At 72.2% G+C, this 15363-nt stretch carries 11 protein-coding genes; 1 reads left to right on the top strand and 10 read right to left on the bottom strand.

The window, feature by feature from the left end; translation table 11 throughout:
• Window positions 1-294: 294 nt before the first annotated feature.
• From IEZ27_RS24335 to IEZ27_RS24290, 10 genes are all read right to left on the bottom strand, one after another.
• Window positions 295-1410 (bottom strand): GGDEF domain-containing protein, encoded by a 1116-nt coding sequence (locus tag IEZ27_RS24335; protein WP_229824282.1) that lies wholly within the window; start codon window positions 1408-1410, stop codon window positions 295-297.
• A gap of 971 nt (window positions 1411-2381) precedes the next feature.
• Complete coding sequence (locus tag IEZ27_RS24330; protein ID WP_189649351.1) at window positions 2382-3113, bottom strand: single-stranded DNA-binding protein; 732 nt, start codon at window positions 3111-3113, stop codon at window positions 2382-2384.
• A gap of 134 nt (window positions 3114-3247) precedes the next feature.
• A complete protein-coding gene (locus tag IEZ27_RS24325; protein ID WP_189649350.1) occupies window positions 3248-4873 on the bottom strand; it encodes a YfjP family GTPase in 1626 nt (541 codons plus the stop codon).
• The gene (locus tag IEZ27_RS24320; protein ID WP_229824281.1) at window positions 4870-7437 is read right to left on the bottom strand and encodes a dynamin family protein; all 2568 of its coding nucleotides are present in this window, start codon (window positions 7435-7437) and stop codon (window positions 4870-4872) included. The genes IEZ27_RS24325 and IEZ27_RS24320 overlap by 4 nt, the downstream gene beginning before the upstream one ends.
• Before the next feature lie 746 nt (window positions 7438-8183).
• Window positions 8184-9416: a uroporphyrinogen-III C-methyltransferase gene (gene cobA, locus IEZ27_RS24315; protein WP_189649349.1), complete on the bottom strand. Its 1233-nt coding sequence runs from the start codon at window positions 9414-9416 to the stop codon at window positions 8184-8186.
• Window positions 9417-9495: 79 nt separating this feature from the next.
• The gene (speB, locus tag IEZ27_RS24310) at window positions 9496-10509 is read right to left on the bottom strand and encodes an agmatinase (RefSeq protein WP_189649348.1); all 1014 of its coding nucleotides are present in this window, start codon (window positions 10507-10509) and stop codon (window positions 9496-9498) included.
• A 37-nt stretch (window positions 10510-10546) separates the two neighbouring features.
• Window positions 10547-11614 carry a nicotinate-nucleotide--dimethylbenzimidazole phosphoribosyltransferase gene (cobT, locus tag IEZ27_RS24305; protein WP_189649347.1) on the bottom strand — a complete coding sequence of 356 codons (1068 nt, stop codon included), beginning with the start codon at window positions 11612-11614 and terminating at the stop codon, window positions 10547-10549.
• Between the two features lie 14 nt (window positions 11615-11628).
• Entirely contained in the window at window positions 11629-12474 is an 846-nt protein-coding gene (locus tag IEZ27_RS24300; protein ID WP_189649346.1) for a sirohydrochlorin chelatase, read from the bottom strand.
• Between the two features lie 67 nt (window positions 12475-12541).
• Window positions 12542-13717, bottom strand: coding sequence for a bifunctional cobalt-precorrin-7 (C(5))-methyltransferase/cobalt-precorrin-6B (C(15))-methyltransferase (locus tag IEZ27_RS24295; RefSeq protein ID WP_189649345.1), 1176 nt, complete (start codon window positions 13715-13717; stop codon window positions 12542-12544).
• A gap of 81 nt (window positions 13718-13798) precedes the next feature.
• Window positions 13799-14878 (bottom strand): GNAT family N-acetyltransferase, encoded by a 1080-nt coding sequence (locus tag IEZ27_RS24290; RefSeq protein WP_189649344.1) that lies wholly within the window; start codon window positions 14876-14878, stop codon window positions 13799-13801.
• A 77-nt stretch (window positions 14879-14955) separates the two neighbouring features.
• Between IEZ27_RS24290 and IEZ27_RS24285 the strand changes: the two genes are divergently transcribed.
• Window positions 14956-15363: a DUF2795 domain-containing protein gene (locus tag IEZ27_RS24285; protein WP_189649343.1), complete on the top strand. Its 408-nt coding sequence runs from the start codon at window positions 14956-14958 to the stop codon at window positions 15361-15363.

Below are 15363 nucleotides of genomic sequence, written 5' to 3'. Positions count from 1 at the left end.
TGACCTGCGACACCCCCAGGAGCCTGCCCCCGCCCCTAAACCCCTGCCCCGCCCCTCCTCCCGCCAGAACGCCCCACCTCAGGCAGACCCACCACGAGAACCCGACAGAACACCCCACCCAACGAGAACCGCCACGAGGACCCGATGGGGCGTCCCGCCTCGACGAGAACCATCCCGAGGAAACCGCCAGCCCCCTCCCCCAAGCGCGCCCGCAGGTCCCTTGCAGGCGTCCGGCGCCCGGTGTCCGGCGTACACCGCCGCGATCACGAAGGCCCACGCGAGGCGACAAACAGGTCAGACCGACTGATCCTCAGGCGAGGGTGGTTGCGGCGGCTGGACGACGGGGATGCAGACACGATCCCGCCCCAACTCCTTGGCCCGGTAGAGGGCCAGGTCGGCGGCGGCCAGCAAGTCGATCAGGTCGTCACCGTGCACGCTCATCAGCGCGACCCCCACCGAGATCGTGATCCTGATCAACACATCGTCCACCGGGGTGGCCATGTGCCCGATGTGTGTGCGAAGACGTTCGGCGACCTGGCGGGCCTCGTCGACGTCCGCCCCCGGCAGCAGGACGACGAACTCCTCACCCCCGAACCGCCCCACCACGTCGGAGTCCCGCAACTCCCTGCGCAACATGGCCGCCACCCCGGCGAGGACCTCGTCGCCGACGAGATGACCGTGGGCGTCGTTCACGCGCTTGAAGTGGTCGATGTCGATGATCAGCAGCGCCAGGGTGTCACCGCTGCGGCGCGCCCGCAGGATCTCGGTGTCGGCCTCCCGCTGCCAGGCCGCCGCGTTGAGCAGCCCCGTCTTGGAGTCGGTACGGGCGGCGGCCTGCAACTGCGCGTGCAACAGGCTGCGTTGCAGCAGGACGACCGGCGGCAGCGCGAGCACCAGCAGAGCCAGGTTGAGCCCGCAGCCGATCGAGACCGTGACCCCGAGGCACAGCTCGACGATGTCCAGCAGGACGCTCTCCCGGTTCCACAACACCTCCTGCCACGAGCCGTCAGGGTCGGACGCGTGCGCCGCGATGGCGATGAGCCCGATGTTGAGCAGCGAGAAGAGCACGGCGGCCGCCACCGCGTAAGCGATTGGCGGCCCGGTCCCCCGCGTCAGCACCCACGGGTCGGGAATAACCCAATGGAAGGCCACCGACGCCGTGCACCCGGCGAGGCCGATGGCCGCCGAACTGAAGACCCGGCGGTACAGAACTGTGGCGCGCACGCGCACCTGGAGAAGGATCTGCAGCACGATCGGCGCGAAGAGGGCGTAGACCGGTGGCAGGAGGAGAGCGACCGGCAGCCACCACGCCGACAACAGGTCACGCGAGACCCCGGCGGGCATGCCCAGTCGCCTGCTGGCCTCGATGCAGACCGCTCCGCAGGCCATGAGAGCCGTGAAAGTGAGCAAATCAGGCCAGTAGAAATCGGTGGATCTCGTGAACAAGGTGATCGCGACGAGATCTAGGGCAACAATGGCGCACAAATAAGCCACAAGCGGGCGGCGTTGCCCGAGCAAGGGCCAGCGACCGGCCAATCTTGACACACCGTCGCGAGACTTGATCGAGGCGTGACTGGTCGCCGCCATCTCGTCTCCTCCCTGACTAACGATGTGTAACACAATAATTGCGGAGTGTGCGTTATGCGATGGGAACCGCTACGTTGACACTGACTACGCCTGCTCACTCCGCGAGCGGGCAGCGCCGGAAAGGAGCAGCCATGGTGCGGGGCGTGACTTGGACATGACCCATGCCCTGGGTATCTGACTCGGGCAACACTCCATCGGCCCCCTAGGGGTGAGACGCGCCACGGCCGATGCCCCCTCCTCCTCCATCCCCTTGGCTGTCCCCCTCACGTGGGACACCGACCTCATCGGCCGCTGCTCTGCGCCCGACCGTCTCCCGGCCCGCCCTCCGAACGCGCACCCTCACCGCGAGCCGGGCTCTCACCGCAGGCAGGGCGTACGCACCTCACCGCAGGCAGGTGTACCTCACCGCAGGTCTGGCCGACTGTCTCACCGGACGCTCACCCCTTCGCATCCCGTGGGAATCGTCCAGGCGTGCTTGTGTCCCGGCCGGATCTGGCACGTGTCCTGCCGTGTGACGAGCGCATCGGCGTGGGCCGCGTTCGGCGGCCGGTGAGAGCGACCTGCCGGGCCGTGCTCTCACGTCACCCCGCCGCCGGCTGGAGTCATATCCCCCTGGACGGACACCAGCTCGGACCGGCTGCTGCGCGGGTGGGCTGATGCGTGCGGTCCGGTGAGGCGCGCGTCTTGTTGACGACCGAGCAGGTCACCAGTGGACGCGCGCCTCTTCACAGGTGGTAGCCGTCCGCGGGCGCTCACTGCGAACGTGAACGCGAGCACCTACCGCCCACGGAACGTCAGGCCGCTGCCTCTTCGGGGACCTGTGTCGTCTTCGTCCGGGTTTTGCTGGTCGGGCCCAAGACGCGGACCGTGCCGCTCTTCGTTCCCGATCCACGGCCTGGGTGCTCTCGTGTGCCCGTGCCATGAGGGTCATCTGCTACAGGGATAGGAGGCGTGTCCGCTGTCGCAGGCGCCGTCGTCAGCTGAGCGGCGTCCGGCACGAGAGCCTCGACGTACGGCTCCGGGGCGGGGCTGTCGTCCTTGTCGACGGTCTCGCTGGTGGGGGCTGAGGAAGGAGGGCGGACGGCCTTGGCGCCCATGGCCCAATCCTGGGTCTCCTCGTCGAGGCGTTCGCGCATCTCCTTGGTCATCGAGCCCAGGCCACCGCCGCGCTCCGGCTTGGTGAAGACGCCGGTGCCCCAGCGCAGGTCGTGGCCCACGGCGCTGGCCTCGATCTCCGGCATGAACCGGCGGTCGCCCTCCGCGCCGAACTCACGGATGCGGAGCTTGCCGGACACGACGACGGGCTGCCCCGCCCGTACGCAGTCGGCGACGTTGTCGCCCAGGGCGCGCCAGCAGCGGACGGTGAAGCAGACCCGCTCACCGTCCGTCCATTGCCCTGTCTTCCGGTCGAAGTAGCGGTGTGAGGTGAACACCTTCAGCGAGGTGACCCTCGTGCCGTCGTCGAAGCTGTACTGCCGTGGCTCTGCTGCGACGTTGCCGGTGAGCGTGATGTAGATGTCGTTCATCCGTGCCTCCCATGCGGCGGGCCTGCTGCCCGCGACCTGGGAACACGGTGCCTGAGGCAGGCCGGCCGCAACGGGGCCGAACGCCGTTCTGTGGATGACGGCGACGGGACGGCGGGAGGCTGTGGACGGACCGGTCAGCCCGACAGGTCCCGCAGGGCCGTGTAGAAGGCGTGGTGACGGCCCAGTTCGCGTTCGACCGGCTCGACCACCATCGTCGCCGACACCGCCGCCACCCGGCGCCGCATCTCCCGTTCCAGCCGTTCGCGCTCCCGCGAAGCACCCAGCTCCACGAAGTTGCGTGAGGCGATGCCGGACAAGGCACCCAATCCCAGTACGGACGCCATCATGAGCGCCACCCACGGCAGCGCCGCGCCGTCGCCGACCAGTTGCAGGGCGGCGGGCAGCTGTGCGGGCACGGTCAGCCCGGCCACCAGCCACACCACCCCGGCCACGAACGCCACCACCAGCAGGTACTGCCACACCTTGAGCAGGCGCCACCAGCCGGGCACCTGGTCCAGGCGCGGTGCCACCTCCGACAGGTCCTCGGTCAACGCCTTCGGAAGCTGTCTGGCATTGGAACGCGCGGCCTGGTGAACGGCGGTACGCCACACCGGGTCCATCCCGGCCGACAGCCCGTCGGCGAGCGCCTGTACGGCATTGGCCACCTCGGCGGACTGCGCGCTCACCGATCCGGTCGTGATGCCCCGGATCTCGTCGCTGACGTCGTCGAGACGCAGGCTCTTCAGCGGATCAGGACGGAACTTCGCGAACCACCTCGGATACGGCCAGCCGACCCAGCGGCTGGAACGCTCGGCGTAGACGTTCTCCATGGCCTCGCCGACGGCGGGGACGCCGATCGCGTCGCAGAGCGCGTCCGTCAGCCCCATCCTGCGCGCCTCGTCCACCGACGACGGCGCGAGCAGGGACTCGCCGAGCGGCATGGCCTCGCCGAGCCGCTGTTCCAGCCGTTGGAGGTCGGCCTCCAGCTTCTGGATGGCGGCGCGGCGGCGGCCCACGGCGGTCGCGATCACGCTCTTGAGGCTCTCGACGCCGCGCCCGGTGACGGCCGAGGTGGGTACGACGCTCGGATGCTCGACGCCTTCGCGGCGCAGCAGGTCGTTGAGGTCGATGACCAGCTCGGCCAGCTCGGCGGCGGACAGCTTGTCGGCCTGGTTGAGCGCGAACACGGTCACCGCGTCGTGCCCGGCCAGCTCGGTGACGTAGCGCCGGTGCGTCGAGGCGTCGGCGTACTTCTGCGGGTCGAGCACCCACACCACCAGGTCGGCCAGCCCGATGAGCCGGTCGGCCTCGGTGTCGGTGAGCGCCCGGATCGAGTCGTGGTCGGGCAGGTCGAGCAGGATCAGGCCGTGGAGCTGGCTGTCGCCCTTGTCGAGCGCGCTGGCCCGGGAGAAGCGGTGACGCCACTGGATCTGCAGCCAGTCGAGCAGCGGCGCCGAGCCCTCCAGCCCCCACACGCAGGCATGGGTACGGGCCGTCGTCGGACGACGTACGCCCGTGGGTGACAGCTCAAGCCCGGAAATGGCGTTGAACAGGGATGACTTGCCGCTGCCGGTGCCGCCCGCGAGGGCGACCACGGTGTGCTCGGACGACAGCTTGAGCCGGTCGCCGGCCCGCATCAGCAGCGCGCCGGCATCGGTGAGCAGCTTCTGGTCGAGCCGCCCCGGACCGAGCTCCACCACCTTGCTCAGCGCGGACAACCTGGGGGCGAGCCCCGCCCTCGGGGGCGTGGTGGTGGTCATCGGGCGACCTCAAGGTTGTACGCCGCCTGGTAGAGGCGGGTTGCGACGGACTCGTCCGGGATGCCCGCGGAGTCGAGCGCGTGTACGTAACGCATGGATTCCTCGTCGAACAGCATGCCGATCCTGGCTCGCAGGTCACTGAGCGCCTTGGCGCCGATGCCCCGCAGCGACTCCGCGCCGAGCAGCGCGTTGACGAGCCGGTGCGGTACGCCCGATCCGTCGCCGCCGCTGAACATGGCGACCGTGAAGATCAGGGAGAGCGCGTCGGGATCGAACGAGACGAGCTTCGACACCGAGCGCTTGGTCACGCCCTCGGTGCGTACGAGCTCGTTCAGGTGATCCTGCCAGGACGCGATGGCGCGCCCGGCGTGCCGCAGGAGGTTGTCCGACGGGCTGTCGAGCCCTTCGGCGAGCTTGACGCCCAGCTCCGAACGGTGGCGCCAGCGCGCCACCACCTCCTCGGCGGCGCGGTTGGCGGCGGCGACGATCACCGACTCCAGCCCGGTCCGGATCGCCGCCTTGAACGCCAGCACCCGCTCGGGCGTCTGCCCGGCCGCCTTGCCGCCCTTGCGGAACTGCAGCGAGCGCATGAGATCGCCGGAGCCCGCGAAGTCCTGCCAGCGGGCCAGCACCTCCCCGTGCAGCAGCGAACCGTTCTTGGACGCCTTGTCGATCTCGGCCAGCGCGCCCAGGTAAGCGGCCTCCACGTCGCTGCGCAGCTCGCCCCGGAACGCGACCTGGCCCTCCAGGTGCCGGGCCAGCGCGGGCACGCGGGTGCGGAAGCTGTTGAGCACCCCATTGAGGGTCTCGTGCACGGCCTGCGCCCGGCGGGACTCGTCCACCGAGAGCTCGGCCAGCCATAGCCGCAGGTCGGTGACCTCGCTGTCGGGCAGCCTGCCGTCGCTGACGGGCGCCTCGTGGATCACGAACCGGTCGATGTCGCCCAGGCCGTATTCGGTCAGCATCCGTACGAAATGCTTGAGCACGACGTCGGCCGACCGGGGCTGCACCCGCGACAACACGATGGCCAGGCGGGCGCCGCGCTCCTTGGCCAGGCGCAGGAGGCTCCAGGCGGGGGCGTCGGCGTAGCGGGCGGCGGTGGTCACGAAGATCCACAGGTCGGCGGCGTCGAGCATGCGGTGGGCGATCTCGTGGTGCTCCTCGACGACCGAGTCGATGTCGGGGGTGTCGAGCAGCGCGACGCCCTGCGGGAGCTTCTCGGTCGCCACGACGACCAGACTGTCCATGCCGCTCTCGGGGGACGGCCGCTCCAGCCGTTCGAGGCCGCTGAGCAGCTCACCCTCGGTGAACCACTTCCTGTCGTCGGGGTGGCAGGCCAGGATGGGCGTGCCGGTGGTCGGGCGGCGTACGCCGGTGCGGGAGATGTTCCGTTCGGCCAGGGAGTTGACCAGGGTGGACTTGCCCGCGCCGGTGGAGCCCGCGATCACGATGAGCGCGGGGGCGGTGTTGGTGCGCACCCGGGGCAGGACGTAGTTCTCCAGCTGGGCCAGCAGGTCGGCGCGCGCCTGCCTGGCCTCGTCGGCTCCCGGCAGGTCGAGGCCGAACCGCAGGTCGGACACGCTCTCGCGGAGCGCGCCCAGCGCCGACGTCAACGCCTCGACGGTCTCGGCGGGCAGCTCCTCGACCCGCTGAGGCACTTCGGCGGTGCCGCTCTCAGGGTCTCCCGACGTCGGTACGTCGTCCGCGTCCGCTCGGCCGTCCTCGTCGTCCGCCGGGTCACCCGGGTCAGTGGGGTAGTCGGCGTCAGCGAAAACGCCGGGGCCACCGTCGGCGACGACCACCGGCTCGGGGCCCGCGTCCCCGAGCGCCGCATCCACGTCAACGTCCGTACGGTCGGCGTCGGCGCCCTCTGGCTCAGCACTACCGCCAGAGCCAACCGCATCGGGGTTGTCGTCGGCGTCGGCAGCGGGCCCGCCCTCAGCGCCGAACCCGACAGCGCCACCGGACTCAGCGACGAGATCGGCGTCGGCGCCCAGACCGGCAGCGTCGGACTCGGACTCGGACTCGGCGTCGGCGTCGGCGTCGGGTTGGAGGTCGGCGGGGATGCTGGCGGTGGGATCAGCGTCCAGATCGGCGCTTGGGTCCGAGTCGGCGTGCGACTCGGCGATGGCCTCCGCGTCAGAGACGGTCTTCGAGGCGGCTTCGGACACGTCGGGCTCGGCGTCGGCGTCGGCGTCGGGGCTTGTGTCGGGAGCCGCGTCTGTGGCAGGGGTGGCCTCCGGCTCGGCGACGGCGTCCGTTTCGGGCCTGGCCGGGTCGGGGGCGGAGGTCGTGTCGTCCGAGGTGGCGGCAGCGGCGGGTGTGGTGGCGGCCGAGGGAGCCGTGTTCGTCGTGGCTGCTTGGTCGTCGCTTGCGGCCTTCGCGTCGTCGTACGAGCCCAGCGGCGAAGGTTCGTCGCTGTTGGGCACTGCCTCGGCCGCGTCGCCGCCGGTGCCAGTGTCGGTGTCGGCTGGGGGGGCCGCGTTTTCGGCGGCGGGTGGCTCGGAGGCGGCTTGCGGGACGTTCGCCTCGGGGTTCGCGCTCAGGGTCTCTGGCTCGGGCACGACGTCCGTGGCCGTGGCGGCGTCGGCGGGCGCCTCCGGCTCGGGCTCCGCGTCCGGAGACGCGTGGGCAGAGGGCTCCTGAGGGGAGGGTGCCTGGTGGGGGGCCGAGGGCTGGGGGGCGCGCTCCCAGAAGGCGGACGGCCTCGGATGCCCTTCGTTCCCGTCGGACGGCCTCGGGCGCGCTTCGTCCCCCTCGGACGCCCCGGACGCCCCGGACGACCTGGGCGACCCAGGTGACCCGGGCGCGGTGGGGCGGCCGGGTGGGGTGTTGGAGGGGCGGGCCGGGGTGAAGAGGCTGGGGCGGTCGGCGGGGCGGGCCGGGGTGAACAGGCTGGGGCCCGTGGGCGGGCCAGCGGCCGGCTCCCTCGGCACGGCGGCGGGCTCCCGCGGTGCAGCAGCCGGCTCCCGCGGTACGGCGGGCTCCCGTGGTACGGCCGGATCATCGGCGTACGACGGCCGTTGGAAGAGCGAGGGCCGCCCCCCGGGAGAGCCCGCGGACGGCGCGTCCGGAGAGGACGGACCGCCGGCGGGACCGGAGGATGCGGACGGAGCGAACGCGCCACCAGCGGAAGGCGAAGGCGACGGGGAAGGCGGAGGGGAACCCGGGGGCGCGGGGGGTTCGGGGTCGGGTGAGGGGGGCGGGGACTGGGTGTTCCGGGGTTCGGGCAGGTCGTCGTCCGTCACTGGACGGAAGCTCAACGTCTGCTCCCCCAGCGACTCGTGCCGCCCGTCATCCATGGCCGTGTTCACGGCAATCGCTCCGCTCGAACCATTTCGACCTCCTGGCCGACCCGCACGACGTCGCCGACGATGACGATCGCAGGCGGCCGTATCCCGGCCGCGGACACGCGGTCGGCCACGGCGGAAAGCGGTGCGATTACCGCCCGCTGGGTCGGAAGGGTACCGTCCTGTACCACCATTACGGGAGTCTCCGGGGCACGTCCGTCTCGAAGCAGCGCCTCGGCCACCTTCGGCAGGCGTTCGACGGCCATCATCAGCACCAGCGTGCCCTGGGAACGGGCCAGGCCGGGCCAGTCGACGGTGGAGGCGGGGTCGTCGGGCGCGACGTGCACGGAGATGACGTGGAACTCCTGGCTCACGCCGCGATGCGTCACCGGCACCCCGGCCGCGGCCGGGACCGCGACGGCGCTGGTGATGCCGGGCACGACGAGCACGGGGATGCCGGCCCGGGCGCAGGCGATCATCTCCTCGCCGCCGCGCCCGAACACGAACGGGTCGCCGCCCTTGAGCCGGACGACGAACTTGCCCTGTCCGGCACGGTCGACCAGCAGCTCGTTGATCTTCTCCTGCGACAGCGACCTGCCGTAGGGCACCTTGGCGGCGTCGATGAGCTCGACGTCGGGGGCGAGCTCGTCGAGCAGCGCCCGGGGCGCGAGCCGGTCGGCGATCACCACGTCGGCCTGGGCGAGAAGCTGCCGCCCGCGTACGGTGATCAGGCCGGGATCGCCGGGGCCGCCGCCCACCAGGGCCACGCCGACGGGCTTGGTGCGGCTGCGCCGCGCGTCGACCGTGCCGTCGCGCAGGGCCTCGACGATCGCGTCGCGGATGCCCGCGGCCCGGCGCGGGTCGCCGCCCGCGGTGACGGCCACGCCGATCTCGTCGACCCGGCCGGAGGCCGGGGTCCAGGCGGCGGAGGCGTCCTTGTCGTCGGCGCGTACGCACCACACCCGCTTGGCCTCCGCCTCGGCGGCGACCGCGGTGTTGACGGACCTGTCGTCGGTGCAGGCCTGGACGAGCCACGCGCCGTCGCAGTCGCCGACCGCGTACGGCCGGGCGTGCCAGGTGACCCGGCCCGCCGCGATCAGGTCGTCGAGGGCCGGCGTGACACCGGGCGACACGACGGTGACCTCCGCACCGGCCTCTAGCAGCGCGGGAACGCGCCGCTGGGCGACCCGGCCGCCGCCAACGACGAGGACCCGGCGGCCGGAAAGCCGCAGGCCGAGGAGGTAGGGACCCATGGGGGAGATCTCCCGTTCGCGAAGGTTGTGTTCGGAGGTAAACCTACCGGCTCCCCGTGTGTCGTTGGCTGCGCATGACTCAACGACCGTCGAGAAGGGGCTGCGAAGGGTCCCAGCGAGGCCCGCCCTGATCGTCCTTGCGGCGTCTGGCCATCGCCGAGAGTGCCTCAAGGATAACGCGGTTCCCGAGGAACGCGGTGATGTCGGCGTGATCGTACGGCGGCGAGACCTCGACCACCTCCATCCCGGCCACCGGAAGCTCGTAACAGATCCTGCGTACGGCGTCGAGGAGTTGCCTGGCCGACAGGCCGCCGGGCTCGGGGGTGCCGGTGCCGGGGGCGTGGCCGGGGTCGCAGACGTCGATGTCCACGGACAGGAAGATCTGGTCGCACTCGTCGAGCGCGATCGCGAACGACTCGGTCAGGCACTCCTCCAGCCCGCGCGTCACGATCTCGGTCATCTCGTACGAGCGCATGCGCCGCGCCGCCATCCAGTCGAGGGTCTCGGGACCGGGCCAGTAGCCGCGCAGGCCGATCTGCAGGAACCTGTCGCCGCGGATGGCGCCGGACTCGATGAGCCGCCGCATCGGCTGGCCGTGCCCGTGCAGGTGGCCGAACTCAATGTCGCCGGTGTCGGCGTGAGCGTCGAAGTGGATCATCGAGGTGCGGCCGGGCGCGTACGCCCTGGCGGTGCCGCGCGCGTCCGGCAGCGCGACGGTGTGGTCGCCGCCGAGCACCACCGGCACGGCGCCGGAGGCGGCGATCCTGTGCACGGCGTCCTCGATCGCGGCAAGCGAGCCCTCGACGTCGCCGGAGTAGCACTCGACGTCGCCCGCGTCGAGTACGCGCAGGTCACGCAGGGCGTCGACGCGCAGCGCCAGGCTCGGACGGGACCCGTCATGCGGTAGGTAGCACGCCTGGCGCAGCGCCTGCGGCCCGAACCTGGCGCCCGGCCGGTTGGAGGTGCCCCCGTCGAAGGGGGCGCCGATGATCACCACGTCGGCGTCCGCGTAACTGCCCGGGTCCGTGACGTCGCAGCGGTCGACGCCGAGGAACGTGATGTCGGGGCCGAACATGGGGCCGTACCGGGACACTGATCACCTCACGTGCTGTTCCGAGTGTCCCCCATCATCACACGGGCTTCTCGGTGACTCCCGCCGAGTCGAACGTCGCGACGTCGTGCATCACCCGTACGGCCGCGCACACCAGCGGATGCGCGAGCAGGCCGCCGGTGCCCTCGCCGAGCCGCAGCTCCAGGTCCACCAGCGGGCGCAGCCCGAGGTGGTCGAGGGCGGCGGCGTGACCGGGCTCGGCCGAGCGATGTCCGGCCACGCAGTGACCGGTGACGTGGGGGTCGAGGGCGGCGGCGGCCAGGGCGGCCGCGCCGGCGATGACGCCGTCGAGGATCACCGGCACCCGGTTGGCCGCGCCGCACAACACGAACCCGGCGATGGCCGCGTGCTCGAATCCGCCCACGGCGGCCAGCGCGCGCAGGGCGTCGCTCGGACCGGTGCCGCCGGGCAGGCCGTTCACGCGCAGCGCCTCGCGGACGACGCCCACCTTGTGCGCGTGTGTCGCGTCGTCGATCCCGGTGCCCCTGCCGGTCACGTCGGCCGGGTCCGCGCCGGTGAACACCGAGATCAGCGCGGCCGAGGCGGTGGTGTTGGCGATGCCCATGTCGCCGGTGATCAGGCAGCGGGCGCCCGCGTCGATGAGGTCCTGGGCCACGGCGATGCCCGTCTCCAGCGCCCTGACGGCCTGGTCGACGCTCATGGCGGGGCCGCGGGACAGGTCGGCGGTGCCGTACGCGACCTTGCGGCTGATCAGGCCGGGCGCGTCGGGCAGGTCGGCGGCGACGCCGACGTCGACCACCGTCACGGACGCCCCGACCTGGGCGGCGAAGGCGTTGGCGACCGCGCCCCCGGCCAGGAAGTTGGCGACCATCTGCGTCGTGACCTCCTGCGGCCACGGGCTCACGCCGCGCGCGTGCACGCCGTGGTCGGCCGCGAAGATGGCCAGGGCGGCCGGCTCGGGCATGGGCGGCGGGCAGACGCCGGCCGCCCCGGCGAGGCGTACGGCGACCTCTTCGAGCGCCCCGAGCGCGCCGCGCGGCTTGGTGAGCCGGTCCTGGTGGGCACGGGCGTCGGCGAGCGCCTGGGGGTCGGCGGGACGGATGGCTGCCAGGGTCTCGGCGAGCACGGGCGTACCTCCACTTAGTGAACGAGCTGGAGCGCTTCCTCGTACCGGTCGATCACGACGTCGGCCAGCGCCTCGCAGTCGCCGATCACCTCGGCGCAGCGGATGTCGAGGTCGGGGTGGCCCGCGCCGTAGGCCAGCGCCTGCGCCCACACGCGTTCCAGCAGCCCGCCGGCGAACAGCAGGTACGGCACCACGATCACGCGCTTGGCGCCCAGCCGGCGGCAACGTTCGAGCCCACCCGGCACGCCGGGCGGTGTCACCGAGACGAACGCGGTCTCGACGGTCATGTAGTCGTAGGCGTGCGTCTCCCAGAACAGCCGCGACACCCGGTGGACCTCGGCGTTGGCGGCGGCGTCGGTCGAGCCCTCGCCGACCAGCACGACCGCCGTCTCGCCCGGTTCGACGTGCCCAAGGACGTCGTCGGCGGCCGGCGCGTCGACGGCGCGCAGCCGGGGACGGGCGCCGACCAGCTCCAGCGGCCGCGGCCTGGACATCTCGGCGGCGGCCTCGGCGAGCCGGTCGGCCAGCAGCGCCAGCACACGCGGGTCGGGGCCGAGGGGGCGGCCGTAGTCGTACATGAGGGTGGGGTGGCGCTGCTGTTCGAGCGCCATCGCGGCGGGGAACTCCTCCCCCACCCTGCTGAGGCTGAGCGGCAGCGCGACGAGGCGGTGGTGGCCCCTGGCCATCAGGGACGACACGGAGTCGCTCAGCCGCGGAGTGGAGCGTTCGAGGTAGCCGCCGGAGACGTCCACGGCCGTCTGGTCGAGGCGGCAGCGCAGCCGGTGTACGAACCTGCCGAACTCCGCGGCGTAGGCGTCATCGTTCGAGCCCTGCCCGATCAGCAGGAGCGGCGGCTTCATTGAGGGATTCTCCGGTGCGTAGACAAAGTCACGCGAGGATAACCGATGCGTGCCCGTGGGGGACAGGTCACGCTGCGTGCACGGGACCGGCGTGCACGACGAAGACGGGGTCGCGGGCGGTCAGGCGGTGGGAACCGTCGGCGTTGAGCGTCAGCCCGGACGCCTGGATCAGCGTGCCCTCGCCGCGGTAGCCGTGCTCGCGCAACAGGTCGAGCACGGCGGCGACCTGCTCGACCGTGCTGAGCGCGCACACCAGGGCGCGGGGGCGGCGGGCGGCGCAGGCCACGACCACGTCGGTGCCGCCGCCGCCCACGAAGACGGCGTCGGGGTCGGGCAGCGGTTCGAGCGCGGGCGGCGCCTGTCCCCTGGTCAGAGCCACTTTGACGCCGTGGGCCAGGACGTTGGTACGCAGGCGGGCGCAGGCGGACTCGTCGCGTTCGACGGCCACGACGGCCGCGCCCATCCTGGCGCACTCGACGGCGATCTGGCCCTCGCCCGCGCCGACGTCCCAGACCAGGTCGCCGAGCCGGGGGCCGAGCTTGGCCAGGATGAACGCCCGCGCCTCGGCCGGCAGCCCGGTCGCGGACGGCAGCGCCCACTCCCGCGGGCCCGGCTGCGCCCCGGCCACCCAGCCCGGCTGTCCGGGCCGGTGCAGAGGGTCGATGACGAGGACCACGTCGGGGTCCTTCCACGGCCGGGTGGTGGCCTCGCCCATGCGGCTGTGCGTGACGCGCTGGTCGGGGCCGCCGAGGTCCTCGCAGACGATGAGGGCGCGCGGCGTGGTGGGGGCCAGCTCCCTGGCGATCTCGGCGGGGCCGACGCCGGGCGCGACGAGCAGCGCGACCTTGGGGTGGGCGCGGCAGGCGTTCACCACGCGGGCGAGCTGGGCGGGGCCGGTGGGGGCGACGACGAGGGCGTCCTCCCAGTTGAGCCCGGCGCAGGCGAAGGCGCGGGTGATCAGCGAGGTGGCCGGGAGCACGTCCGGCTGGAGGCCGCGCGCCCGCAACTCGCGGACGACTCCGAAGAAGCCGGGATCGCCCTCGGCGACCACGACGGCCGGGCCCCGGCCGGGTTCGAGATGGCCGTCGAGTGCCTGGAGCACGTCGCCGTCGTTGGCGGCGCGCCCGTCGATCCTGAGCCGGCCGAGAATGGCGGCCGGGCCCACGACGAGCTCGGCCTCGTGCAGCCTGTCCGCGGCCCTGGCCGGCAGCTCGACGCCGTCCCAGCCGACAACCGTGATCATCAATGCTCACCGTCCTCATCACCAGGGTGACGGTTCACGGCGGGTTTGACCATGGTCCGCGACGGCCAGTCCGCTGTGCCCTCAGGCCAGGTCGGACGCGATGAGGCTGTAGACGACCAGGTCCTCGCCGCCGAGCACGGCGCGGGCCACGCCCTCGCGGGTGAAGCCGGCCTTCTCGGCCACGCGCTGGGAGGCCGGGTTCGACACCGCGGCCCGCAGTTGGAGCCGGCGGAAGCCCTGGCGTTCGAACAGCCAGCGCGCGATCGCGGTCACGGCCTCGCCCGCGTACCCCTGGCCGCGGGCCCAGGGGGCGGTCATGTAGCCGACCTCGGCCGTACGGTTGCGCCAGTCGAGGTCCCTGAGGTCCACGTTGGCCACGAAACGGGTGGTGGTGAACTCCTCCGCGGCGAACGCGATGCCCGCGCCTCTCATCCGCATACGTTCGGAGATGTCGATGAAGGCGCGGGCGTCGTTCTCGGTGTAGTCGCGGGGCACGCCGGTCCTGGCCTGGGTGAGGGGGTCGGCGCCGGTGGCGGCCAGGTCGGGGACGTCAGCGGGCGCGGGCGGCCTGAGCAGCAGCCGGGGCGTACGCAGCTCGGTCCTCGGCAGGGCGGGGGCGGGTTCGCCGGAGTCCTCGCGCAGCAGGCCGAGTACGACCAGGTCGTGCGGGCCGTCCTCCTCCAGCACTGCGGCGCGCAGCACGCCTTCCCAGGTGAAGCCCGCTTTGAAGGCGACGCGCAGGGAGGCCGGGTTGTCCAGGTTGGCCGTCAGGTCGATCCGGCGCAGGCCGGTGGTGGCGAACACCCAGGCCGTGAGGGCGCGTACGGCCTCGGTCGCGTAGCCGCGGCCCCGGTAGGCCGGGTGCACGCCGTAGCCGACCTCGGTGGTGCCGGCGTTCCACGACGTCCTGAACAGGCTGATGGCGCCCACGATGCGGTCGCCGGCGTCGGTCATGGCCAGGTGGAGTCCCTGCTGGGAGCGGTACAGCTCGTGCACGCCGTGCGAGAGCCACTGGCCGACGCCGGAGGCGTGGACGGGCGCGCCCGGCGGGAGGAAGCGGTTTCCCGACTCGACCACGGACCGTACGCGATCGGCGTCATGGGGGCCGAACGGCCGCAGCGTGAGCCGTCCGGCGGCGATGCGCGCATCGGGATCGAACACGTGCGCACCCTACACACTCACGATGTTTGCCCTCGAAAGCGGGGGTAGGGGCCGACCTGAGAGGGAGTGAGGGAACTATGGAACGTGGGAGCGACAAGCACGGTCCACGCCTGGACGATCAGCAGAAGCACGAGACCGAGGGCATGGTCCGCGGCGGCGGCAGCACGCACGCCGAGGAGTGGAAAGAGACCGAGTCCATGCCCTGGCCCGGCGAGGAGTCATTGCAGTCGTACCCCCCAGGGCACGAGCCCGGAACCCCCGAAGGCATCACCCGGCGCGGCGTCGACATCCGCAGCGACCTCGCCCGCTGGCTCAGCGACACCTCCTGGCCGGCGTCCAAGGACGATCTGGTGCAGCACGCCGAGGACGTGGCCGCGCCGGACGAGGTGGCCGACATGGTGCGATCCCTTCCCGACCGCCGTTTTGTGAACATCGCCGATGTGGCCAAGGCCCTGGGGCTCGGCGTGGAGAAGAGGAGGTGGTGA

This window comes from Nonomuraea spiralis, from assembly GCF_014648435.1.
In the GTDB taxonomy this organism is placed as follows: Bacteria; Actinomycetota; Actinomycetes; order Streptosporangiales; family Streptosporangiaceae; genus Nonomuraea; species Nonomuraea spiralis.
This window is presented reverse-complemented; position numbering and strand designations above follow the sequence as displayed.

Coding starts and splice junctions, on each gene's coding strand:
- IEZ27_RS24330 (WP_189649351.1), bottom strand. CDS start 3,113: ATGAACGACATCTACATCACGCTCACCGGCAACGTCGCAGCAGAGCCA.
- IEZ27_RS24325 (WP_189649350.1), bottom strand. CDS start 4,873: ATGACCACCACCACGCCCCCGAGGGCGGGGCTCGCCCCCAGGTTGTCC.
- cobA (WP_189649349.1), bottom strand. CDS start 9,416: ATGGGTCCCTACCTCCTCGGCCTGCGGCTTTCCGGCCGCCGGGTCCTC.
- IEZ27_RS24300 (WP_189649346.1), bottom strand. CDS start 12,474: ATGAAGCCGCCGCTCCTGCTGATCGGGCAGGGCTCGAACGATGACGCC.
- IEZ27_RS24295 (WP_189649345.1), bottom strand. CDS start 13,717: ATGATCACGGTTGTCGGCTGGGACGGCGTCGAGCTGCCGGCCAGGGCC.
- IEZ27_RS24285 (WP_189649343.1), top strand. CDS start 14,956: ATGGAACGTGGGAGCGACAAGCACGGTCCACGCCTGGACGATCAGCAG.